This is a genomic window from Bradyrhizobium roseum, assembly GCF_030413175.1.
In the GTDB taxonomy this organism is placed as follows: Bacteria; Pseudomonadota; Alphaproteobacteria; order Rhizobiales; family Xanthobacteraceae; genus Bradyrhizobium; species Bradyrhizobium roseum.
This window is the reverse complement of record NZ_CP129212.1, coordinates 1,581,022-1,602,388: the sequence shown is the minus strand read 5'-3', so window position 1 is coordinate 1,602,388 and position 21,367 is coordinate 1,581,022. Positions and strand designations below refer to the sequence as shown.

The window sequence follows — 21,367 nt, the reverse complement described above, 5'->3', positions numbered from 1 at the left end:
AGGACGGACCGATGACGCATGTCACGCTGCGCCCGGAATTCGAAACGCTGATCGACCCCTATGCGCCAGTTGGCCAGGTCGGAACGGGTTTTAATTTCACGGAGGGGCCGATCTGGCATCCGGTCCATCATTATCTGCTGTTCTCGGACATGCCCGGCGATGTGCGACGGCGCTGGGACGCCAGGCGCGGCGTCGTCGAGGTCAAGCGGCCATCGAACAAATGCAACGGCATGACCTACGATGCCGAACTCAATCTCATCGTCTGCGAGCACGCCACGTCGTCATTGATCCGCGAGCGGCCTGACGGACGACGCGAGGTGATCGCCTCGCATTTCGAGAACCAGGAACTCAACAGCCCGAACGATGTCTGCGTGCATTCGAACGGCGCGATCTATTTCAGCGACCCCTGGTATGGCCGCATGCCGGTCTATGGCGTCGAGCGCCCGCGGCAGCTCGGCTTCCAGGGCGTCTATCGCGTGCCGCCCGGCGGCGGGCCGCCGAAGCTCGTGGTCGACCGTCATCTGTTCGACCAGCCCAACGGGCTCTGCTTCTCGCCGGACGAGCGCCTGCTGTACGTCAATGATACCGTGCAGGCGCTGATCCGTGTCTTCGATGTCGAGGCCGACGGCTCGCTCGCCAATGCGCGCGTGTTCGCCAGCGGCCTCCGCTCCGAGCTCGAGCCCGGCCTGCCAGACGGCATGAAGTGCGACCAGCGCGGCAATGTCTGGGTCACGGCGCCCGGCGGGGTCTGGGTCTATTCGCCGGCCGGCGAATTGCTCGGCAAGGTGCGCGTGCCCGAAATGGTCGCCAATCTCGCCTGGGGCGGAACGGATTTTCGTACGCTCTATCTGACCGCGACGCACTCGGTCTATGCGATCCCGGTGAAGGCCGGGCCGCGCCACGAGCCCTATATGAGCAGCCGGGCTTCGAGCGGTCCCGGTACCGCCCCCTCCACGCCTCCTGCCGCGCCTCAACTGGCCGGCAGCGACATGCAGCTCGATCCGCGACGCTGCGCGATGATCATTCAGGATCTGCAGAACGACGTCATCATGGAAGGCGGCGCGTTCGCCGATTCCGGCGCGCCTGGTCATGCGCGCCAGCAGCGCGTGGTCGACAACGTCCGCCGCCTCGCGGAAGCGGCGCGCGCGCGCGGCGTCGCCATCATCCATGTCTGGTTCATCGTCGAGCCGGGCGCGCCCGGCGTCACGCTCAATGCGCCGCTGTTCGAGGGACTCGTCGATAGTGGCGCGATGGTGCGCGGAAGCTGGGGCGCGGCGCCGGTTTCGGGGCTGGAGCCGCGCGCGGGCGATTTCACCGTCGAGAAGATGCGAATGAGCGCCTGGGAAGGCACGCGCCTGGAAACCATCCTCAAGGCGACCGGACGCGACATGATCATCAACACCGGCGCCTGGACCAACATGTCGGTCGAGCACACCGCCCGCACCGGGGCCGACAAGGGCTACTTCATGATCGTCCCGGAAGACTGCTGCTCGACCATGAACGCGGACTGGCACAACGCCTCGATCAACTTCGCGATGCAGAACGTCGCCGTCGTGACCAACGCAGATGCGGTGATCAAGGGGCTCGGATGACCAGAGCGCGGCCATGCCCAAACTCTTTCACCTGAGCTGCTCGCCGCGCACGGATTCGGAATCCGCGGCCGGCGCGCGAGTGTTTCTCGAGCGCTTCCGGCAGGCGCGGCCCGACTGGGACATCGACGCGATGAACCTGTGGCGCGATCACCTGCCGGAATTCGAGGGATATGTGCTGGAGGCCAAATATGCCCGCATCGGCGGACGGCCGTTCACGGATTCACAGCGCGATGCCTTTGCGGTGACCGAGCGCATCGCGCTGCGCTTCGCGCTCGCCGACCGCGTGCTGATCTCGACCCCGATGTGGAATTTCAGCATTCCCTACAAACTGAAACAATGGATCGACGTCATCACCCAGCCCGGGCTGGCGTTCCGCTTCGATCCAGCGCAAGGCTATCTGCCGCTGTTCAGGGACCGGCCGACGGTCGTGATCCTGGCGAGCGGCAGCGATTTCATCACCGGGATGAACCGCGGCCGCATCGACATGGCGACCCCTTATCTGCGGGAGGCGCTGCGCTTCATCGGAATCAGCGACGTGCGTTTCGTGCCGATCGGACCGACCACCGGGCCGGCAGAGCCGATCCGCAGCGCGCGCGAGGCCGCGCACCGGCGGCTGGCCGAGATGGCCGCGCGATTCTGAGGTGTGGCGGAACCGGCGCATTTGCGGCAATACTGCTACCGAATGCCGAGGGAGAACGCCGTTGAAGTGCTATGAATTGCAGGGACCGAGCGGAATCGATGGATTGGCGCTCGTCGACAAGCCTGTGCCGGAGCCCGGCCCCGGCGAAGTGCTGGTCCGGCTCACGGCAGCGACGCTGAACTATCGCGATCTCATCACCGTCAAGGGCGGCTACGGCTCTCGACAAAAGTTTCCGCTGGTGCCGGTGTCGGATGGTGCTGGTGTCGTTGAGGGAGTGGGTCCTGGTGTGCGGGAGTTTGCCAGCGGCGACCGCGTCATCGGCAGCTTTTTCGAAAACTGGACCAGTGGCGAGCCCAGCGAAGCCAAGATGCATGGCGCCCTCGGCGGCTCAGCCGACGGCGTGCTGTCGCAGTATCGGATCTTTCCGAAACGCGCGCTGGTCAAGACGCCAAAACACCTCAGCGACATCGAGGCGGCCGCGCTACCTTGCGCCGGGGTCACGGCGTGGAGCGCAGTGACAAAACTCGGCAACATCAAGCCCGGCCAGACCGTGCTGACCCAGGGCACCGGCGGCGTTTCACTGTTCGCGCTGCAATTCGCCAAACTGTGCGGCGCGCGCGTCATCGCGACCTCATCGAGCGATGCGAAAATCGAACGTCTCAAGACGCTCGGCGCCGATCACACGCTGAACTACAAGGCGACGCCGGACTGGGGCAAGAAGGCCCGTGAGTGGAGCGGCCACGGCGTCGACGTCGTCGTGGAAGTCGGCGGCGTCGGCACGCTGAACGAATCGATTCGCGCGACACGGATCGGCGGCACGATCGCCTTCATCGGCGTGCTGGCGGGACCGCCGACGTCAGACTCGCGGCTGCCTCTGATGGTGATGCAGCAGCAGCGGCTGCAGGGCGTCACGGTCGGATCGGTCGAGGATCTGCAAGGCATGGCGAATGCCATCGCGGCCAGCGGCATGAAGCCGGTCATCGACAAGGTGTTTCCGTTCGACCAGGTAAAGCAGGCGTTCGCCCACATGGAAAGTGGCGCGCATTTTGGCAAGATCGCGATCGAGATCGGATAAAGCCGCGACAGGCCGTCATTCCGGGGCGTGCGAAGCACGAACCCGAAATCCATGGTGCTGCGGGGCTGCTGCCCGATGGATTCCGGGTTCTCGCTTCGCGAGCCCCGGAATGACGGCTGCGGCAACAGCCTTCTCAACCCCGCCCGCCGCTGAAAAATGGCGGCATCTGGTCACATGCAGCTGCCGCAGGTTCCGGCGATTGCTTCCGTCGTTATTAAGCTTTAAATTGCGCCTATTCGCCTCGTCGAAAACCGGCGCCGCCTTGGCGCTCGCGAGAGCTGAGCGGGACTCTCAACCGAGCCGGGATCGCCACCTCACCGAAAGCTTAGGGGCGCGCCCTATCGATGGCGAGATTTGTAGACCGGCTGTGAGCGACACCGTCATCGCGAGATGATATTGCCACGCGGGAACCGCCTGCGAGCCGCCGGATGGAATGGACGATGACCGAAGACAAGGCCAAATTGCTGAGATCGCTGAAGATCGATCGCAGCCCCGACAAAGCGGAGCCGTCCGGCAGGAGTTGGCTGCCGATCTCGGCGGTTATCATCGTTTGCGTGGTCGGCGCGGCTGCTTTTGCCGCCTTCGAGTTCGGCAAGGAGTACGCGCCCAGGGAGATGGCACAGCCGCCGGCTGCGCAAACGCCGACATCGCAACCGCAGCCCGCCCCACAGGCCGCCACGACCAGCAAGCCGGCCGGCAACCTCGCCGCATCAGGCTACGTGGTGGCGCGGCGCAAGGCGACGGTGGCGGCCGAGATCACCGGCAAGGTGGTCGAGGTCTTCATCGACGAAGGCATGACGGTGACCGAAGGCCAGATCGTCGCGCGGCTCGACAGCGTGCTGGCCGAAAAGGATTATGAGCTGGCGCGTTCGCGCGTCGAGAGCGCCGAAGCCGCGATTGCCGCCATCACCGCCGACCTCGAGGACGCGACGCGGATCATGACGCGGACCCAGACGCTCTCGCAGAAGAACTTTGCCACCGAGGCCGACCTGACCAAGGCGCAGGCCCGCGTCGGCGTGCTCAGCGCGCAATTGCGCCAGGCCAAATCGCAGTTCGAAACCGCCAGCATCGATGCCAAGCGCAGCGCCTCTGTTCTCGACAAGCACAAGATCCGCGCACCGTTCGCCGGCGTCATCGTCGACCGCAGTGCGCAGCCCGGCGAGATGATTTCCCCGATGTCGGTCGGCGGCTACACCCGCACCGGCATCTGCACCATCGTCGACATGGACTCGATCGAGATCGAGGTGGACGTCAACGAGGCCTTCATCGGCCGCGTCGTTGCCGGCGGCGCCGTCAACGCGATGCTGGATGCCTATCCGGACTGGACCATTCCGGCTTCCGTCATTGCCATCGTGCCGACCGCGAACCGCGAAAAGGCCACGGTGCGGGTGCGCATCCGCTTCGAAAAGAAGTACCCGCGCATCCTGCCCGACATGGCGGTGAAGGTGAACTTTTTGACGGACACCAAAGCCAAGGGCGCCGAGACCACCGCCGCGAACTAGCACAAGCCGGAATCTCTCAAAGGAGACAAGTGTGACAGACGAACAACCGATGGTTCGCCTTGCCGGCGTAGCGAAGCGTTTCACCAAGGGCAAGGAAACGATCTCGATCTTCGATCATCTCGACCTCGCCATTCCGCGCGGCGACTTCATCGCCGTGATGGGGCCGTCCGGTTCGGGAAAGACCACGCTACTCAATCTGCTGGGAGGCATCGATCGCGCCGATGCCGGTGAGATTTCGGTGGCGGACCGCCGTATCGACGGGCTTTCCGAGGGTGAACTGGCCGCGTGGCGCGCCGCCAATATCGGCTTCATCTTCCAGTTCTACAATCTGATGCCGATGCTGACCGCCGCACAGAACGTCGAGCTTCCACTGCTGCTCACACGCCTGAAGAAGAAGGAGCGCGCCGAGCGCGTGCAGACCGCGCTGTCGGTAGTGGGACTCGCCGATCGCGCCAAACACCGCCCGCGCGAAATGTCGGGTGGACAACAACAGCGCGTGGCGATCGCGCGCGCCATCGTCTCGGATCCGAATCTCTTGCTCTGCGACGAACCGACCGGCGACCTCGACCGGCAGTCCGCCGACGAGATCCTCACCATCCTGCAACTGCTCAACGGCGAACTCGGCAAGACCATCGTGATGGTGACGCATGATCCGGCGGCGGCGAATTACGCCAAGCGCGTGCTGCATCTCGACAAGGGCCGCTTCGTCGAGCGGGGGCTGGCCGCGTGAACGATTTCGACCTGGTCCGAAAAAACCTGTTCCGCCGCAAATTGCGCGCGATCCTGATGATCGTGTCGATCCTGATCGCCTTCATGATCTTCGGCGTGCTGGCCGGATTCTACCGCGCCTTCACCGCCGGCGAGGACCGCGCCGCCGCCGACCGCATGATCACGGTCAACAAGATCAACTTCACCCAGCCGATGCCGATCGCGTATTTCAACCGCGTGAAATCAGTGGACGGGGTGCGGCAGGTGACCCATGCCAACTGGTTCGGCGGCTACTATCAGGACCCAAAGAACTTCCTGGTGTCGCTCGCGATCGAGCCGGCCACCTATTTCGACGTCTATCGCAGCGAGCTCGATGTTCCATCCGAGCAGCTTCAGGCCTTCATCCGCGACCGCAGCAGCGCGCTGGTCGGCGAAAAACTGGCGCAGAAATGGGGTTGGAAGATCGGCGACCGCATCCCAATTGCGAGCAGCATCTTCAGCCAGAAGAGCGGCGGACACACCTGGGACTTCACCATTGTCGGCATCGTCAAGGGCAAGGTCGAATATGTCGACACCAACTTTCTCCTGTTCCAGTACGCCTATTTCGATGAGACCCGCTCGTTCGGCAAGGACACTATCGGCTGGATGATCCTGCAGACCACCGCGCCGGAGAACAATGATCGCGTGGCCAAGGCGATCGACGCGATGTTTGCCAACTCCACCGCGGAAACGTCCACCGACACCGAAAAGGCGTTCGGCAAGGCGTTCGCCGCCCAATTCGGCAACATCGCGCTGATCGTAGTGCTGGTGGTCGGCGCCGCCTTCGTCACCATTTTGATGATCGTCGGCAACACCATGGCGCTGTCGATCCGGGAGCGTACGCGGGAGATCGGCGTGTTGAAGACGCTCGGCTTTTCCGGCCCGCGCATCCTGGCGATGGTGCTCGGCGAATCCATGCTGCTGGCGCTGCTCGGCGGCATTCCCGGCCTGGCGATTGCGGCGCTGATCGCCATCGCGCTGCGCAACAGCCTCGCCAGCATCGCGCCCGCCTTTTCGGTATCCCCGACGATCGCGCTGCAGGGCGTGGGGCTGATGGTCGCGCTCGGGCTGATCACGGGCATTATTCCGGCGCTCAATGCGATGCGGCTCCAGATTGCAACCGCACTTGGACGGGGATAGACATGCGCTCGCTCTGGCTTCAAGTCGCGGCGGTCACCGCCATCAACCTCAAGAGCATCGCGCAGCGGCGCTGGCTCTCGCTCTCGACGGTGATCGCGATTGCGCTGGTCGTGGTCGTGCTGCTCGCGTTCCTGGCGATGGCGAACGGTTTCCAGCGCACCATCGCCGGCTCCGGCGCCGATGACATCGCGATCGTGCTGCGGGCCGGCTCGCAGGCCGAAATCAACAGCACCGTGAGCCGCGACCAGGTGCGGCTGATCGAGGACGGTCCCGGCATCGCCCGCGGCAGCGACGGCAAGCCGCTGATCTCGCCGGAATTGTATCTCGTGGTCGACGGCCTCAAACGCTCGACCCATACCAAGGCTAATCTGCCGCTGCGCGGGATCGGCGAACAGGGCGGCGCGCTGCGCAAGGGCGTCACCATCATTGCGGGCCGCATGTTCAGCCGCGGCAGCAACGAGGTGGTCGTCGGCAAGGCGCTGCTGCGCGAATTCGAAGGATTCGAGATCGGCTCCACCGTGGCATTCGGCGCCACCCGCTGGAACGTCGTCGGCGTATTCGATTCCGGCGGCAACGTGTTCGAGTCCGAGATCTGGGCCGACCTCAACGTGGTGCAGAGCCTGTTCAACCGCAACAACATCGTGCAGACCGTGCGCGCGCGCCTGACCGGACCGGCGGCGTTGAGCGAGCTCAAGAACTACAGCGACAACGATCCGCGCCTGAAACTCGACGTCAAATCCGAGGCCGCCTATTTCGCCGAACAGGCCTCGCAGACATCGGATTTGATCCAGAAACTCGGCTGGCCGCTCGCAATCGCGATGGCGCTGGGCGCGATCGCGGGCGCGCTTAACACGATGTATTCGTCGGTCGCCGCGCGTGCGACCGAGATCGCGACGCTGCGCGCCATCGGCTTCGGCGGTTTTCCCGCATTCGTGGGAACGCTGGCGGAATCGCTGCTGCTCGCCGCCATCGGCGGGCTGCTGGGGGCGGCCGCCACCTATTTCATCTTCGACGGCGTCACCGCCTCCACCCTCGGCGGCAATTTCACGCAGGTGGTGTTCGACTTCAAGCTCAGTCCCTGGCTGATCGCGGAGGGCGTCGCGCTGGCGCTGGTCGTGGGCCTGATCGGCGGACTATTTCCGGCACTGCGCGCCGCGCGGCTGCCGATCGTCGAGGGATTGTACGCGCATTAAGACTATTCGCCCTTGAGCCCTGCCGCGCGGATCACCTCGCCCCATTTCCGCGTCTCGTCATCGATGAATTTGCCGAACTCGGCGGCCGTGCCGGGGCGCGCTTCCAGTCCCTGCACGACCAGCTTCTGCTTCACCTCGGGATCGCCGAGTACGCGGATAACCTCCGTCTGCAGGCGATCGACGATCGGCTGCGGCGTCGCCGCCGGCGCCATAAACCCGTACCAGCCGGACGCGACCACGCTGGAAAGCCCTTGCTCGCGCAACGTCATGGCTTCCGGATAGATCGCGCTGCGCTCGGCCGACGCCACGCCGAGTACGCGCAACGCGCCGCTTTGGATATGCGGCAAGGCGGTAGCGAGCGCGGTCAGCGTGGCGTCGAGCCGGCTCGCCAGCAATTCGGTGTAGGCCATGTTGTCGCCGCGGAAGGGAACGATGAGGCCCTTGACGCCGGCGTCCCTGAACAGCAGTTCAGCGGCTAGATGCGGCTGCGAGCCGGCGCCCGGCGAACCGAAGGTGAGGCCCTCCGGCTTCGACTTGCCGTAGGCGATCATCTCCTGAACGGTCTTGAACGGCGCCTGCGCGTTCACCACCAGAAACAGCGGCGCCAGCATCGCCATCGCCACTGGCTGCAGATCCCTACGATTGTAGTTCACCTTCTCGAACAGCGCTTCCGCCGTCGCATAGGGCGCCGCTACGTAGAGGAAAGTGTAGCCGTCCGGTGCGGCGCGCGAGACCAGTTCATTGGCGACGCGGGTGCCCGCCCCCGCCTTGTTCTCGACGATGAATTGCTGGTTGAAGGTGCGGCCGAACTGCTCTGCCAGAATCCGCAACGAGATGTCGCTCGCCCCGCCCGCGCCGTACGGCGACACCAGCCGCACGACGCGCGACGGCCAGTCGCTTTGGGCGGACGCCTTGAAGGCAGGAATGGTGGAAATGCCGGCGGCGATGGTCCCCAGCAGCGTTCGGCGCGTGATGTTCATGCATCCTCCTGGGAAAAGAAACCGCCTGGGCCGGCGGCTAGTCCGTTCCGTTCATTGGGCCGCGTTGGTGCGATCGCATTGCCGCGGTCGCCGGGCCTTCGTCTTATGGAGGCTGCAACGATAGAGATGCGCCTTCTATCGAACAATGTGTATTTTTTGACGAATTGATAAGATGCTCTTATAAATGTCAGCGACGATGATGGAGGCGGGACATGGCGATGGACGTGACCCTGCGGCAGTTGCGTGCCTATGTCGCCGTGCTGGAGTGCGCCAGCTTCTCCGAAGCCGCCAAGGCCATGCATCTGTCGCAGGCAGCGCTTTCGGGGCTGATCAAGGAACTGGAGGCCCGTGTCGGCGTCCGACTGCTCGACCGCACGACGCGAAAGGTTTCGGCCTCCAGCGTCGGCGAGACGTTTGCCCCGATGGCGCGGCGCGTGCTCGCCAATCTCGACGAGGCGCTCGACAATTTGACCAATCTCAAGGAGCTGCGCCGCGGGCTGGTGCGGGTCGCCGCTCCCGAAACCCTGTCCTGCACGCTGCTGCCGGAGCTGATCGCCGGATACGGCGCGCACCATCCGGGCGTCGACGTCCGCTTCGACGACGTGCCGATCCAGGAAGTGGTGGCGGGCCTGCAGAACGGCTCGACCGACATCGGCTTCGGGCCGGCCGGCGTCGTGCCGGACCAATCGGTGGAAGTGCATATCATTTGCGCCGACCCGCTCTGGGTGGCGCTACGCAGCGACGATCCATTGGCAAGGGGCACGTCGGTCGGCTGGAAGGATCTGCGCGAGCGGACGTTGCTCAACTACATGCCCAACATCGCCATCAACATATTGAGTCAGGTGCCGCCGCGGAATCACCCGAAGCAATTGTTGCCGGTGAACCGCGTGAATACGGCGCTGTCGATGCTGCGGGTACGGCAAGGAGCGGTGATCTGTCCATCGATGGCCGAGCCGCTGGTGCGCGGCTTCGGGCTGACCTTCCTGCCGCTGCTGCAGCCGGCGGTCAAATGGAAGATTGCGATGTTCGTGCGGCATAGTGCATCGCTGTCGCCGGCGGTGGAGAGCTTTCGCGATTTTACGCTTGCGTTCAGCCAGAGCGGGGCAGCGGGTGGCATTCGCCGCGAACGGCGCAAGCGCATGTAGTGAATGACCGTGCAACAAACTCAGTGTCGTCCCTCCGAACGCAGGGACCATACCGCGTGATCCATCGAGGGAACGCCGTCGCAGACGCCTCGCGTTAGCACACGACCGGTGTCTGTTGCAGAAGCAAAGCCGTCTCCTCTCCTGCCCATTCCGACGGCCGCGGCGTATGGGTCCCTGCGTTCGCAGGGACGACGTGGAGAGAGGGGTACGCAAGGAAACATCCGGCGATTGCATTTGTCCTGATGACAAACTGAAAACGCGGCAGTAGCCTGTCCCCAAAATAAAAATCAAAAAATATAGATCACATATGGGAGGAGTGACATGCCAGACGCAGCGGTTGCAGCACGTTCTTCTGAAACGACCGACAGCGCCAAGACGCAAGTCGATGTCGCCGTGGTTGGCGCCGGCTTTGCCGGCCTCTATCTCCTGCACAAATTACGAAAAGCCGGCTTCAGCGCCGTCGCGATCGAGGAGGCCGACGACGTCGGCGGCACCTGGTACTGGAACCGCTATCCCGGTGCGCGCTGCGATATCCAGACCATCGACTACAGCTATACGTTCGATCCCGATCTGGAGAACGCCTGGCAATGGTCGGAGAAATACGCCACCCAGCCCGAAATCCTGCGCTATCTCGGCTTCGTCGCCGACCGCTACGATCTGCGGCGCGACATCCGCTTCGGTGAAAAGGTCACGGGCGCGAACTGGGATCAGGCTGCGGAACGCTGGAAGCTGACCACCGACAAGGGCGCGACGATTTCCTGCCGCTATTACATCATGGCGACCGGCTGCCTTTCGGCGCCAAAGCCGCCGGAGATCGACGGCTTCAAGGATTTCAAAGGCGAGGTCTATTTCACCGGCCGCTGGCCGCATGACGAGGTCAAGCTCGCCGGCAAACGCATCGCCGTGATCGGCACGGGATCGTCGGGCATCCAGTCGATACCATTACTCGCGGAGCAGGCGTCGCAGCTCACCGTGTTCCAGCGCACGCCGAACTTTGCGCTGCCCGCCCACAACGGCCCGGCGCCGGCAGAGCGCCGCGCCCTGCTGGAAGGCGACCGCGCCGGCTATCGCGAGCAGGCGCGGTGGTCGCTGGCGGGCGTGCCGTATCCGCAGCAGATGGCCGTGAGCTGGCAATTGACCGAAGCCGAACGCCGCGAGCGGTTCGAGCAGGCCTGGGCCGCCGGCGATCTCGTTCACATCCTGACCCAGCTCTGGGCCGACCAGGGCGTCGACGCCGACGGCAACGCGCTGCTCGCAGACCTGATCCGTGAAAAGATCCGCGAGGTCGTCAAGGATCCGGAGATCGCCGAAGCCTTGAGCCCGCACGATCATCCGTTCGGCGCCAAGCGGCCCTGCCTCGATACCAACTACTACGCCACCTATAACCGCCCCAACGTCACGCTGGTCAATTTGCGGCAGGAGCCGATCACGGCGATCACGGCGACGGGCATCAAGACGGACAAGCGCAGCTTCGACGTCGATGTCATCGTGTTCGCCACCGGCTTCGACGCCATGACCGGCGCCATCAAGGCGGTGCATCCGATCACCGGCCGCGACGGCAAATCGATCAACGACGTCTGGGCCGACGGGCCACAGACCTATCTCGGGCTCACTGTCGCAGGTTTTCCGAACCTTTTCCTGATCACCGGCCCGGGCAGCCCGTCGGTGCTGTCGAACATGGCGGTTTCGATCGAGCAGCATGTCGACTGGGTGGTCGAACGGCTGGCGGCGATGCGCGAGGCCGGCTTCACGACGATGGAGCCGACGGAAGCCGCGCAGGCGGGCTGGGCCAGGCACATGGCCGATTGCGCGATGATGACGCTGCATCGACTGGCCAACACCTGGTACACCGGCGCCAACGTTCCCGGCAAGGCACAGGGCGTGATGCCGTATACCGGCGGCGTCGGCCCCTACCGCAGCATCTGCAACGAGGTGGTCGGCCGCGGCATGCTGGGCTTCAAATTGTCAGGCCCCGGCGTTGCCGAGCAATGCAACGATGGCGAGGTGGTGCGCCTGCAGCCGGACGTGCGGCTGGTGCTCGGCATGCTGGAGCAGATGAACCTGCCGCAGATCGAATCGCTGGGCTCGCAAGGCGCGCGCGACTTCCTCACCGAATTCAACAAGGGCCGTCCCGCGGGCCGGCCGGTCGGCGAGGTCGGCAGCGGCGCGCTGCAGGGCGCCGACGGTCCGCTGCCCTATCGGCTCTATCGGCCGGCGTCGCCGGGACCGCATCCGATCGTGGTGTATTTCCACGGCGGCGGCTGGGTGCTGGGCGACGAACTGTCCGACGATCCGTTCTGCCGTGACCTCTGCCGCCGCAGCGGCATGATCGTGGTCAGCGTCGGCTATCGCCACGCGCCCGAGCATCGCTTCCCGGCGGCAGCGGAGGATGGCTATGCGGCGACGCGCTGGATAGCCGACCACGCCACTGAACTCGGCGGCAAACAGGGCCCGCTGCTGGTCGCAGGCTGGAGCGCCGGCGCCAACATCGCCACCGTCACCTGCCAGCTGGCGCGCGATCGCGGCGGACCGCAAATCGCGGGGCAATTGCTGGTCTGTCCGGTCACCGATTGCCGGTTCGACCGTCAATCCTACGCCGACAACGCGGTCGGCTATTTCCTGACGCGCGCGCTGATGTTCTGGTTCTGGGACATCTACTGCTCGCCGGCCGATCGCACCGATCCGCGCGCCTCGCCTTTGCGCGGCAATCTGGCGAACCTGCCGCCGGCGTTCGTAGCCACCTGCGAGTTCGATCCGCTGCGTGACGAGGGCATCGAATATGCCGAGGCGATGGCCGCGGCCGGCGTCCCGGTCGAGCAGTTGCAGGCGCGCGGCCACATCCATTCCTCGCTCGTGATGGTGGACGTGGTGGTCACCGGCGTCAGCGCCCGCGTGAAAATGGCGGAAGCGCTGCGCGGTTTTGCCGGGCTGCCGCGGAAACTGAAAGCCGACGGCACCGCGCCGATCGAGGTGAACGCCGCCGCGGGCTAGCGCGCGCGATAGGCAATGTCCGGGCGGCCTGAGGTTCACTCAGGCCCGTCGGCCTTCGCATGGCCTCATGCAATAGAATTTCTACGGCAACCGCCCGACAGATTCCGCTTATGGTCTCTGCGCATCCCGGCTTCGTGTCGATAAAGCATATCTCGGAAACCCAATCTCATGAGCAGTACAGACGATACCAAAGCCATCGAAGGCGTGGTCCAGTCCTATCTCGATGGTCTCCACGAGGGCGACTCGGCAAAGATCGCCAGCGCCTTTCATCCGACCAGTGCGCTCACCAGCATCTCCGCAACGGGAGAGCTCGCGATCACGCCCCGCGACGTCTGGCTGAACAATGTCCGCAACCGTCCGTCGCCGAAGCAGCGCGGCCTGTCGCGGCATGACGAAGTGCTGTCGATCGATCTGGTCGGCCCGACGATGGCCTACGTGAAGCTGAAATGCGCAATCCCGCCGCGGTTCTTCACGGATCAGCTGTCGCTGCTGAAAATTGACGGCCGCTGGCAGGTCGCGCAAAAGGTTTTCATGACTGAGCTGCGGGAGTGATCTTTCTCAATTCCCTCTCCCCGCTCTTGCGGGGAGAGGGTTAGGGTGAGGGGCTCTCTCCGCGATCTCGGTCTATCGATAGACCTGTACCCCCTCACCCGACGCGCCAAGAGCGCGTCGACCTCTCCCCGCAAGCGGGGCGAGGTTGAAGGAGGCCACTCGTCGCCACATGGAGAAAACCATGGACGTACTCGACGACTACATGGTCGATCCACGCCTGTCGCTGCTGGACAAGACCAAAATTCAGGCGCAGGTGCTGGTGCCCGTGCTGCAGGCGCTGCGCGCCGAACTCGGCAAGACAAGGCCGACGCGCTGATCCGTCAGGCCTTGCTTGACTGGTCGAAACAGCTGTTCGCCGCCGTCGGCGACAGCATTGAAGGCAGCCCGCGGCGCAAATGGGCGGCGATGCAGACGGCGCTGACCGAGATCACCGAACGCGAGGTGACGTTCGAGATGATCCGGCACGACAAGGAAGCGCTGGAGTTCAACGTCACGGATTGCCGCTTTGCAAAATTCTTTCGCGCGCTCGGCGAGCCGGAGCTCGGCGCGCTATTGATCTGCGCCACCAATTTCGACATCGTCGCGGCCAGCGGCGGCGAGGTCGGGCTGGCGCGCGGGCAGACACTGATGCAGGGCGCGCCGAGTTGCACGTTTCGCTACCAATTCGCACCGGGGACATGAGTGGCTATTCCGCGGCGGCCACAGCCCTTGCATCGGCGTCGAACACGACGCCTTCGTAGCCTTTCTGCGCCACGTCGGTGATCGCGGCGACGTATTTCGGCGTGCCGCCATTGTACACCAGATAGCGCGTCTTGCCGTATTCGTGGCCGGGAACGTTGGAATTGTAGCCGGTGAACCACGACTTGGCTTTGCGCATCAGCATGATGGCGTACATCTTGGTGACGTGCGCGGTCCAGCGCGCCTGCGCCTCGGCCGTGGGTTCGGCGCGCGTGTAGCCGTGCCGCCGGATGTGTTCGAGCAGGCCCATGCACCAGCCGACGCCGTTCTCGATGCCGCGCGGAAAATTCGTCGAGGCCGAACCGCTCTGCGGCCCGGTCGGCATCAGCAAATTCGGAAAGCCGTGGACCATCATGCCGAGAAAGGTCGAAGGCCCGTCGCGCCACTGATCGGCGAGCTTGATCCCGCCGACGCCGGTGATGTCGATCGCATCGAAGGAACCGGTGATGGCGTCGAAGCCGGTGGAATAGATGATAATATCGAGCTCGTAGTCGCGCACGCTGGTGCGCAGGCCGGTCTCGGTGATGCGCTCGAGCGGCGTCTCGCTGAGGTCGACGAGATGCACATTGTCGCGGTTGTAGGCCTCGAAGTAATGGGTCTCCAGCGGCACGCGCTGCACGCCGAAGCCATGATCCTTCGGGATCAGCTTCTCCGCGGTCACCGGGTCCTTGACGCGCTGGCGGATGCGGCCGGCGATGTAGGCGGAGAACTCTGCGTTGGCCGCCTCGTCGGTAAATATCTCGCGAAAATTGCTCAGCCAGATGCCGAAGCCGGGCTCGTCATAGAGCTTGTCCCACAGCGCGATCCGCTCCTCGGGCGTGACCTCGTAGAAGCCGCGCCGGTCCGGCTCGTGCTCGAAACCGCCGGGGCTGCGGGTGCAGGCGGCAAAAATCTCGTCGTAGCGCGCGCGAATGTCAGCCATCTCGGCGTCCGAGATCGGGCTGTTGTTGAGCGGCGCGCTCCAGTTCGGTCGGCGCTGGAACACGGTCAGGTCACCGACCTTGTCGGCGATCTCGCCGATGATCTGGATCGCCGTGGCGCCGGTGCCGATGATACCGACCTTCTTGCCGGCCAGGTCAACCGGCTCGTGCGGCCAGTAGAAGGTGTGGAACGAACGGCCCTTGAACGTCTCCATGCCTTGCAGCCGTGGCAGCGTCGGCACCGCCAGCAGGCCTACCGCGAGAATGACGAAGCGGCAGGTCAGCTCGAAGCCATCGTCGAGCCGGAGCTTCCATTGATTGCTCGTCTCGTCGAACATGGCGGCCGCGACCTTGCGGTTGAACCGCATGTACTTTCGCAGGTCGAACTTGTCGGCGACGTAGTTGAGATAGCGCAGATTCTCCGGCTGCGACGAAAAGCGCTCCTTCCAGTGCCACTCGTTCAGCAGCTCCTTCGAGAACGAATAGCCGTAGGTGTAGCTTTCGGAATCAAACCGCGCGCCCGGATAGCGATTCCAGTACCAGGTTCCGCCGAGATCGGGCGCGGCATCCAGCACCAGGGCATCAATTCCGAGATCGGCCAGCCGCTTGATCTGGTAGATGCCGGAGACGCCGGCACCAACGACGACGACCTCGTAGTGCGACTTGATGCCGTCGGTCATGTGCGGCCTCCCCGATATTGTTTGTTGGTCGACGTTGGGGCGACTATAGCGGATTATTCGCGCTGCGCACTTGTGTCAGGATGCCGGGGTGAGCGAGGAAGCCGGCGCTCAAACATTGTTTGAAAGCGGTCGGCTTCAGGCCACTCCCGGCTGCCTGTCGCCGAACGCGACGACGAACGAATGTGGCTCCCTTGCATGTTTTTCTGTCATGGCTCGCCCGGGATTTTTAGGGTGTAATGACGGCGGCGGAACAAGGCCGGGAGGGCGATCCTGTGAGCTACGAGCATATCACCTGCGATCTCGACGGCGCGATCATGACCGTCACGCTCAACCGGCCCGACAAGCTGAACGCCTACACCGGGCAGATGGGCGCCGAGATCACAGATGCGTTCGAGCGTGCCGATGGCGACGACAATGTCCGCGCCATCATCGTGACCGGCGCGGGCCGTGCCTTCTGCGCCGGCGCCGACGTCTCGGGCGGCGCGGCGAGCTTCGATACCTCAGGCAAGCATGGCGCCGGCGTATTCGCCAGTGCCAAGCCGGGCGGTGGGCGCTTTATCGAGGCGATCTTCAACTGCCGGAAACCGTCGATCGCGGCGATCAATGGACCGGCCGTGGGCGTCGGCATCACCATGACCCTGCCGATGGATGTGCGGATCGCGGCCCGCGGTGCCAAGATCGGCTTCATCTTTGCCCGCCGCGGCCTGGTGCCGGAAGCCGGCAGCGCCTGGTTTCTGCCAAAGCTGGTGGGGCTGCCGCAATCGTTGCGCTGGTGCCTATCGGGGCGGACGTTCGATGCGGACGAAGCCAAGGCGGGCGGGCTCGTCTCCGAGGTCGTCGAGCCGGCAGAGCTTCTCGATCGCGCGAAGGAGATCGCCCGCGAGATGACGGAGGCGACTTCTCCCGTCGCGATCGCGCTGACGCGGCAAATGCTGTGGCGCTTCGCCGGGGCGCCCGCCCCGTTCGAGCTGTTGGGCATCGACAAGCCGATGTCGATCGAGCGCGGCAGCCATGCCGACGTGCGCGAAGGCGTGCAGGCTTTTCTCGAAAAGCGGCCGCCGTTATTTCCAGGAAAAGTGTCGCAGGACATGCCAAGCCAATATCCGTGGTGGGACAACGCCTAGACCGCCCGACCACGCCTCTACCCACAAACTCCCACAGCAAGCGAAAGCCATTCCATGCGCGACCAGTTCTCCGATACGCAAACGTTCCGCAAACCCGCCGTCACCTCCAAAGGCGGCATCGTCGCCGCGCAATCGGGCAAGGCGGCGCGGGTCGGCGCCGAGGTGCTGGCGGCCGGCGGCGACTGCGTCGATGCTGTCATCGCGACCACGTTTGCGCTCGGCGTGCTGGAGCCTTGGATGAGCGGGGCCGGCGGCGGCGGCGCGATGGTGCTCTACCGGGCGCGCGAGGACCGCTATGAGGTGATCGACTACGGCATGCGCGCGCCGTTGAGCCTGCGGCCCGAGGACTATCCGCTGACCGGCGGCGCCGCCTCCGACATTTTCCCCTGGCCCCGCGTCAAGGACGACCGCAATATCCACGGCCCCGGCGCGATCGCGGTGCCCGGCGTGGTGGCGGGCATGGAGGAAGCGCATCGCCGTCACGCAAAACTGCCGTGGAAGGAACTGGTCTCGCCGAGCATCGCGCTCGCCGGCGAGGGCCTTGCAGTCGACTGGTGGACCACGCTGATGATTTCGAGCGCGGCCGTGGATCTGCGGCGTTATCCCGCGAGTGCGGCGGCCTATCTCATGGATGGCCTGCCGCCGAATGCGCCATGGGGCATCAAGGCAAAGGTCCGGATGCCGCAGGAGCGGCTCCAGGCGACGATGGCGCAGCTCGCCAGCGCCGGCCCACGCGACTTCTATGAAGGCGATCTGGCGAAGAACCTGGCCTCCGACATTCAGGCGGCCGGTGGCGCGCTGTCGGTCGAGGACCTTGCGGCATTCCGCGCTCATTTGCGCGAGCCGCTGGTGATCCCCTATCGCGGCGGCAAGGTGTTTGCGACACCCGAACTCACCGCGGGCCCGACGCTGTCGCGCACGCTCGGCCTGCTGCAGGAACATCTGAAGCCCGCGCGGGGCACGCCCGATGCCGCCGCCTACGTCGCGTATGCTTCGGCACTGCAGGCGGCCTACCGCGAACGGCTGAAGGACATGGGCGACCAGGACGGCCGGCGTTCGCTTGGCGCGGATGCGCTGGCGCCGGCCTGCACGACGCACTTCTCGGTCGTCGACCGCGACGGCAACATGGCAGCGGTGACGCAGACGCTGCTGTCGAGCTTCGGCTCCAGATTCGTGTCCGGCCAGACCGGTCTCACCATGAACAACGGCATCATGTGGTTCGACCCGACGCCGGGCACGCCGAACTCGCTGGCGCCGGGCAAGCGCTGCCTCACCAACTACACGCCGGTGCTGACACAGGCGAGCGACGGGCGGCGCGCCGCGATCGGCGCCTCCGGCGGCCGGCGCATCCTGCCCGCGGTGAGCCAGCTCGTGTCCTTTGTCATGGATTACGGCATGGATCTCGACGCGACGATCCATCAGCCCCGCATCGACGCCAGCGAAGGCGCGGTCGTCATCGGCGACGTGCGCCTGCCAATGCCCGCGCGCGACGCGCTCAGCGCCCAATTCGATTACGAGGAGGCCCGTATCCAGACCCTGCCGATGAAGTTCGCCTGCCCCAGCATCGTGCTGCGCGATGGTGACACGAACAGCGGTGCGACCGAGGTGTTCCAGCCGTGGAGCGAGGCGGTGGCGGAGGGGTGACTACATCCCCAGCCGGTCCCGCACCCTGCCCGCCAGCACCGCGGCGGTGACGCCCACCGGCCAGAAGGCATGAAACGGCATCGGCTTGATGGCGGTAACGGGCATGTCGATCTGTGCATCCCGGCCGCCGGCGAGACGTTGCGCGAGTTGCCCGCCCATTGCAGTGGAGAGCGCAACGCCACGGCCGTTGCAGCCGAGCGAGATCAGGAGATTCTCCGCGGGTTCGTGCACATGGGGGTAGTGATCGGGCGTGATCGCGAGCCGGCTGTTCCAGCCGTGGGTCCAGGTGGCGCCCTTCACGCCCGGCCATAGCCGTTCGGCGTAGCGGATGAGATAGGCGACATCCGACGGCTTGCTGATCCAGCGCATCGGCCCGCGTCCACCCATCAGCAGGCGATTATGTGCATCGATGCGGTAATAGACCGTGATGTGGCCGCTCTCGTACAACACGGAGCGCGTCGGCATGATCGCGCGCGCCACCTCTTCCGGCAGTGGCGCAGTGGCGGCGATCGACGAGAACACCGGCACGATGGTGCGGCGCAGGCCCGGCCATAGATCGTCCGTAAAGCCATTGGTCGCCAGCAGCACTTTTTCAGCGTGCACGATTCCTCGCGGCGTCGCGATGCGCCAACCGCCCCCTTCGCGTGACAGGGAAAGCGCCGGCGTCTCGCCATGGACGGTGGCGCCGGCCGCGATCGCCGCGCGCGCCAGGCCGCGCGCATAGCTCAGCGGATGCAGGTCGCCGCCGCGCTTGTCCAGCATGGCGCAGAGATAGCGGTCGCTGCCGGTCATCTCCTGCATCTGCTCGCGGCCCAGGAACTCCACCGGCATGCCGCGCCGGATGCACTGCTTCGCGGTGCTTTCGATTGCCGCCGCGCTCGCTTCATTGTAGGCCGCGCGCAGCGTCCCGTTTTGCCGGGCCTCGCAGGGGATCTGATAGCGGCGGATCAGATCGAACGTGTAGTTCGTCGTGCCGTAGGCGAAGGCGATCATGCGGCCGCCGAGCTCGGCGCCGAAATCGGCCTCGATCTGGTCGGGGTCATGCTTGAGGCCTGGATTGACCTGGCCCCCATTGTTGCCCGATGCGCCCCAGCCCGGCTGCTGCGCTTCCAGCACGGTCACATCGACGCCCTGCTCGGCCAGATGCAGCGCGGTGGACAGTCCCGTAAAACCACCGCCGACGATCGCAACCGAGACCTTCCTGTCGGCGTGCAGCGGCGGCGTCGCTGCCGGCGCAACCGCCGTATCGGCGTAAAGGCTTGGCCGCAGGGGCAGATGGACAGGCGCGTTCATATTGGCAAACTCAGAGTGGATGCAGTACGCGCCGCAAAAAGTCCTGCGTGCGCGGATGCTGCGGTTGGTTGAGAAGCGATTTGGCCGGCCCCTGCTCGACGATCACGCCGCCGTCGATGAACAGCACGCGATCGGCCACGTCCCTGGCAAATCCCATTTCATGGGTGACGACGACCATGGTCATGCCGTCGTCGGCGAGCTTGCGCATGACGCCCAGGACGTCGCCGACCAGTTCGGGATCGAGCGCGGAGGTCGGCTCGTCGAACAATATCGCCTTCGGCTGCATGGCGAGCGCCCGGGCAATCGCGACGCGCTGCTGCTGTCCGCCCGACAGTTGCGGCGGATAGACATCGGCCTTCTCGGCCAGCCCCACCCGCTCCAGCAGCGCGAGGCCGCGCTCCAGCGCCTCGGCGCGCGGCTCCTTCTTCACATAGATCGGCCCCTCGATGACGTTCTCCAGCGCGGTGCGGTGCGGAAACAGGTTGAAGCGCTGGAACACCATCGAGACCTGGGTGCGGACCGAAACGATCGAGGGTGCGTTGCGATCGACGCTAATATCCTCGATACGGATGTCGCCGCGGTCATAGCTTTCAAGCCCGTTGATGCAGCGCAGGATGGTCGACTTGCCGGAGCCCGACGGGCCGATGATGCAGACGACCTCGCGCTTCGCAATCGACGCGGAGATTCCCTTGAGCACCTCGACCGTGCCAAAGCTCTTGTGAACATCGTCGAGCTTGATCATTTCCGGCTGGCCTTCTTCTCGAAATGCCGAACCAGCAGGATGAGCGGAATGCTCATGGTCAGATACATCAGCGCCACCATCGTGAACACGCTGGTGTTCTTGAAGGTGGAGGACGCGATCAGCTTGCCCTGCAGCGCGAGCTCGGCGACCGTGATCGTCGAGGCCTGCGAGGAATCCTTCAGCATCATGATCATGATGTTGCCGTAGGGCGGCAGCACGATCTTGACCGCCTGCGGCAGCACCACCCGGCGCATGGTGAGCCACCAGCCCATGCCGATGCTCTGCGCCGCCTCGATCTGGCCCTTGTCGATGGCCTCGATGCCGGCGCGGAAGTTTTCCGACTGGTAGGCGGAATAGGCGACGCCAAGCCCGAGGATCGAGGCCTGCAGGGCCGTCAATGCGACGCCGAAATCCGGCATCACGAAATACAGATAGAACAGCAGCACGATGATCGGGATGCCGCGAATGACATTGATCAGTCCGGCGCTCAGGCTGGCGAGCACGCCGATGCCGGACACCCGCAACAGCGCCCAGAACAGCCCGAGCACGGTCGACAGCGCCAGCGAGCCGATGGTCACGACGATCGTCAGCCAGACGCCCTGCAGCAGGATCGGGAAGAACTCGACGGCGTCGCTGAGAAACTTCTGCATCGGCTCGGGGTTGCGTCCT

The 21,367-nt window shown here is 64.9% G+C and carries 19 protein-coding genes; 14 read left to right on the top strand and 5 right to left on the bottom strand.

The features are described from left to right. Window positions 1-11 precede the first annotated feature (11 nt). The 7 genes from QUH67_RS07515 to QUH67_RS07485 all read left to right on the top strand — a co-directional run bounded on the left by QUH67_RS07515 (window position 12) and on the right by QUH67_RS07485 (window position 7,889). A complete protein-coding gene (locus QUH67_RS07515; RefSeq protein WP_300946049.1) occupies window positions 12-1,592 on the top strand; it encodes an isochorismatase family protein in 1,581 nt (526 codons plus the stop codon). A gap of 13 nt (window positions 1,593-1,605) precedes the next feature. Next, window positions 1,606-2,232: an FMN-dependent NADH-azoreductase gene (locus tag QUH67_RS07510; RefSeq protein ID WP_300946048.1), complete on the top strand. Its 627-nt coding sequence runs from the start codon at window positions 1,606-1,608 to the stop codon at window positions 2,230-2,232. Between the two features lie 61 nt (window positions 2,233-2,293). Continuing rightward, window positions 2,294-3,307, top strand: a complete 1,014-nt coding sequence (locus tag QUH67_RS07505) for a zinc-dependent alcohol dehydrogenase family protein (protein WP_300946047.1) — start codon at window positions 2,294-2,296, stop codon at window positions 3,305-3,307. A gap of 440 nt (window positions 3,308-3,747) precedes the next feature. After that, complete coding sequence (locus tag QUH67_RS07500) at window positions 3,748-4,809, top strand: efflux RND transporter periplasmic adaptor subunit (protein WP_300946046.1); 1,062 nt, start codon at window positions 3,748-3,750, stop codon at window positions 4,807-4,809. A 31-nt stretch (window positions 4,810-4,840) separates the two neighbouring features. Continuing rightward, window positions 4,841-5,539, top strand: coding sequence for an ABC transporter ATP-binding protein (locus tag QUH67_RS07495; RefSeq protein WP_300946045.1), 699 nt, complete (start codon window positions 4,841-4,843; stop codon window positions 5,537-5,539). Next, window positions 5,536-6,696, top strand: coding sequence for an ABC transporter permease (locus tag QUH67_RS07490; protein ID WP_300946044.1), 1,161 nt, complete (start codon window positions 5,536-5,538; stop codon window positions 6,694-6,696). Before QUH67_RS07495 ends, QUH67_RS07490 begins: the two co-directional genes overlap by 4 nt. 2 nt (window positions 6,697-6,698) lie before the next feature. Beyond that, window positions 6,699-7,889 carry an ABC transporter permease gene (locus QUH67_RS07485; RefSeq protein WP_300946043.1) on the top strand — a complete coding sequence of 397 codons (1,191 nt, stop codon included), beginning with the start codon at window positions 6,699-6,701 and terminating at the stop codon, window positions 7,887-7,889. A gap of 2 nt (window positions 7,890-7,891) precedes the next feature. On the opposite strand, the gene QUH67_RS07480 is transcribed toward QUH67_RS07485, so the two are convergent. Then, the gene (locus QUH67_RS07480) at window positions 7,892-8,869 is read right to left on the bottom strand and encodes a Bug family tripartite tricarboxylate transporter substrate binding protein (protein ID WP_300946042.1); all 978 of its coding nucleotides are present in this window, start codon (window positions 8,867-8,869) and stop codon (window positions 7,892-7,894) included. Window positions 8,870-9,081: 212 nt separating this feature from the next. Between QUH67_RS07480 and QUH67_RS07475 the strand changes: the two genes are divergently transcribed. From QUH67_RS07475 to QUH67_RS07455, 5 genes are all read left to right on the top strand, one after another. Beyond that, a complete protein-coding gene (locus tag QUH67_RS07475; RefSeq protein WP_300946041.1) occupies window positions 9,082-10,014 on the top strand; it encodes a LysR family transcriptional regulator in 933 nt (310 codons plus the stop codon). Window positions 10,015-10,335: 321 nt separating this feature from the next. Continuing rightward, window positions 10,336-13,005, top strand: coding sequence for a flavin-containing monooxygenase (locus QUH67_RS07470; RefSeq protein WP_300946040.1), 2,670 nt, complete (start codon window positions 10,336-10,338; stop codon window positions 13,003-13,005). Window positions 13,006-13,173: 168 nt separating this feature from the next. Then, window positions 13,174-13,557: a nuclear transport factor 2 family protein gene (locus QUH67_RS07465; protein WP_300946039.1), complete on the top strand. Its 384-nt coding sequence runs from the start codon at window positions 13,174-13,176 to the stop codon at window positions 13,555-13,557. Between the two features lie 181 nt (window positions 13,558-13,738). Then, on the top strand, window positions 13,739-13,873 hold the full coding sequence (locus QUH67_RS07460) for a hypothetical protein (protein WP_300946038.1): 135 nt from the start codon (window positions 13,739-13,741) through the stop codon (window positions 13,871-13,873). Window positions 13,874-13,884: 11 nt separating this feature from the next. Then, window positions 13,885-14,238: an L-2-amino-thiazoline-4-carboxylic acid hydrolase gene (locus QUH67_RS07455; protein WP_300946037.1), complete on the top strand. Its 354-nt coding sequence runs from the start codon at window positions 13,885-13,887 to the stop codon at window positions 14,236-14,238. A gap of 4 nt (window positions 14,239-14,242) precedes the next feature. On the opposite strand, the gene QUH67_RS07450 is transcribed toward QUH67_RS07455, so the two are convergent. Further along, window positions 14,243-15,895, bottom strand: coding sequence for a flavin-containing monooxygenase (locus tag QUH67_RS07450; protein WP_300946036.1), 1,653 nt, complete (start codon window positions 15,893-15,895; stop codon window positions 14,243-14,245). Between the two features lie 272 nt (window positions 15,896-16,167). Here QUH67_RS07450 and QUH67_RS07445 point away from each other — a divergent pair, with 272 nt between their 5' ends. Together QUH67_RS07445 and QUH67_RS07440 are read left to right on the top strand one after the other, a co-directional pair. Further along, a complete protein-coding gene (locus QUH67_RS07445) occupies window positions 16,168-17,019 on the top strand; it encodes an enoyl-CoA hydratase-related protein (protein WP_300946035.1) in 852 nt (283 codons plus the stop codon). 54 nt (window positions 17,020-17,073) lie between these two features. Beyond that, window positions 17,074-18,663 carry a gamma-glutamyltransferase gene (locus QUH67_RS07440; RefSeq protein ID WP_300946034.1) on the top strand — a complete coding sequence of 530 codons (1,590 nt, stop codon included), beginning with the start codon at window positions 17,074-17,076 and terminating at the stop codon, window positions 18,661-18,663. Here the strand turns inward: QUH67_RS07440 and QUH67_RS07435 are convergent, their stop codons facing one another. Genes QUH67_RS07435 through QUH67_RS07425 form a run of 3 tightly spaced genes read right to left on the bottom strand, consistent with a single transcriptional unit; the run spans window position 18,664 to window position 21,348 of the window. After that, window positions 18,664-19,956 (bottom strand): NAD(P)/FAD-dependent oxidoreductase, encoded by a 1,293-nt coding sequence (locus QUH67_RS07435; RefSeq protein ID WP_300946033.1) that lies wholly within the window; start codon window positions 19,954-19,956, stop codon window positions 18,664-18,666. Window positions 19,957-19,966: 10 nt separating this feature from the next. Continuing rightward, window positions 19,967-20,698 (bottom strand): amino acid ABC transporter ATP-binding protein, encoded by a 732-nt coding sequence (locus QUH67_RS07430; protein ID WP_300946032.1) that lies wholly within the window; start codon window positions 20,696-20,698, stop codon window positions 19,967-19,969. Continuing rightward, window positions 20,695-21,348 (bottom strand): amino acid ABC transporter permease, encoded by a 654-nt coding sequence (locus QUH67_RS07425; RefSeq protein WP_300946031.1) that lies wholly within the window; start codon window positions 21,346-21,348, stop codon window positions 20,695-20,697. The genes QUH67_RS07430 and QUH67_RS07425 overlap by 4 nt, the downstream gene beginning before the upstream one ends. Window positions 21,349-21,367 lie beyond the last annotated feature (19 nt).

Excerpts from the sequence above, each read along its gene's own strand:
- QUH67_RS07515 (WP_300946049.1), top strand. The coding sequence starts at position 12 with ATGACGCATGTCACGCTGCGCCCGGAATTCGAAACGCTGATCGACCCC.
- QUH67_RS07510 (WP_300946048.1), top strand. The coding sequence starts at position 1,606 with ATGCCCAAACTCTTTCACCTGAGCTGCTCGCCGCGCACGGATTCGGAA.
- QUH67_RS07500 (WP_300946046.1), top strand. The coding sequence starts at position 3,748 with ATGACCGAAGACAAGGCCAAATTGCTGAGATCGCTGAAGATCGATCGC.
- QUH67_RS07485 (WP_300946043.1), top strand. The coding sequence starts at position 6,699 with ATGCGCTCGCTCTGGCTTCAAGTCGCGGCGGTCACCGCCATCAACCTC.
- QUH67_RS07480 (WP_300946042.1), bottom strand. The coding sequence starts at position 8,869 with ATGAACATCACGCGCCGAACGCTGCTGGGGACCATCGCCGCCGGCATT.
- QUH67_RS07475 (WP_300946041.1), top strand. The coding sequence starts at position 9,082 with ATGGCGATGGACGTGACCCTGCGGCAGTTGCGTGCCTATGTCGCCGTG.
- QUH67_RS07470 (WP_300946040.1), top strand. The coding sequence starts at position 10,336 with ATGCCAGACGCAGCGGTTGCAGCACGTTCTTCTGAAACGACCGACAGC.
- QUH67_RS07465 (WP_300946039.1), top strand. The coding sequence starts at position 13,174 with ATGAGCAGTACAGACGATACCAAAGCCATCGAAGGCGTGGTCCAGTCC.
- QUH67_RS07460 (WP_300946038.1), top strand. The coding sequence starts at position 13,739 with ATGGACGTACTCGACGACTACATGGTCGATCCACGCCTGTCGCTGCTG.
- QUH67_RS07450 (WP_300946036.1), bottom strand. The coding sequence starts at position 15,895 with ATGACCGACGGCATCAAGTCGCACTACGAGGTCGTCGTCGTTGGTGCC.
- QUH67_RS07440 (WP_300946034.1), top strand. The coding sequence starts at position 17,074 with ATGCGCGACCAGTTCTCCGATACGCAAACGTTCCGCAAACCCGCCGTC.
- QUH67_RS07435 (WP_300946033.1), bottom strand. The coding sequence starts at position 19,956 with ATGAACGCGCCTGTCCATCTGCCCCTGCGGCCAAGCCTTTACGCCGAT.
- QUH67_RS07430 (WP_300946032.1), bottom strand. The coding sequence starts at position 20,698 with ATGATCAAGCTCGACGATGTTCACAAGAGCTTTGGCACGGTCGAGGTG.
- QUH67_RS07425 (WP_300946031.1), bottom strand. The coding sequence starts at position 21,348 with ATGCAGAAGTTTCTCAGCGACGCCGTCGAGTTCTTCCCGATCCTGCTG.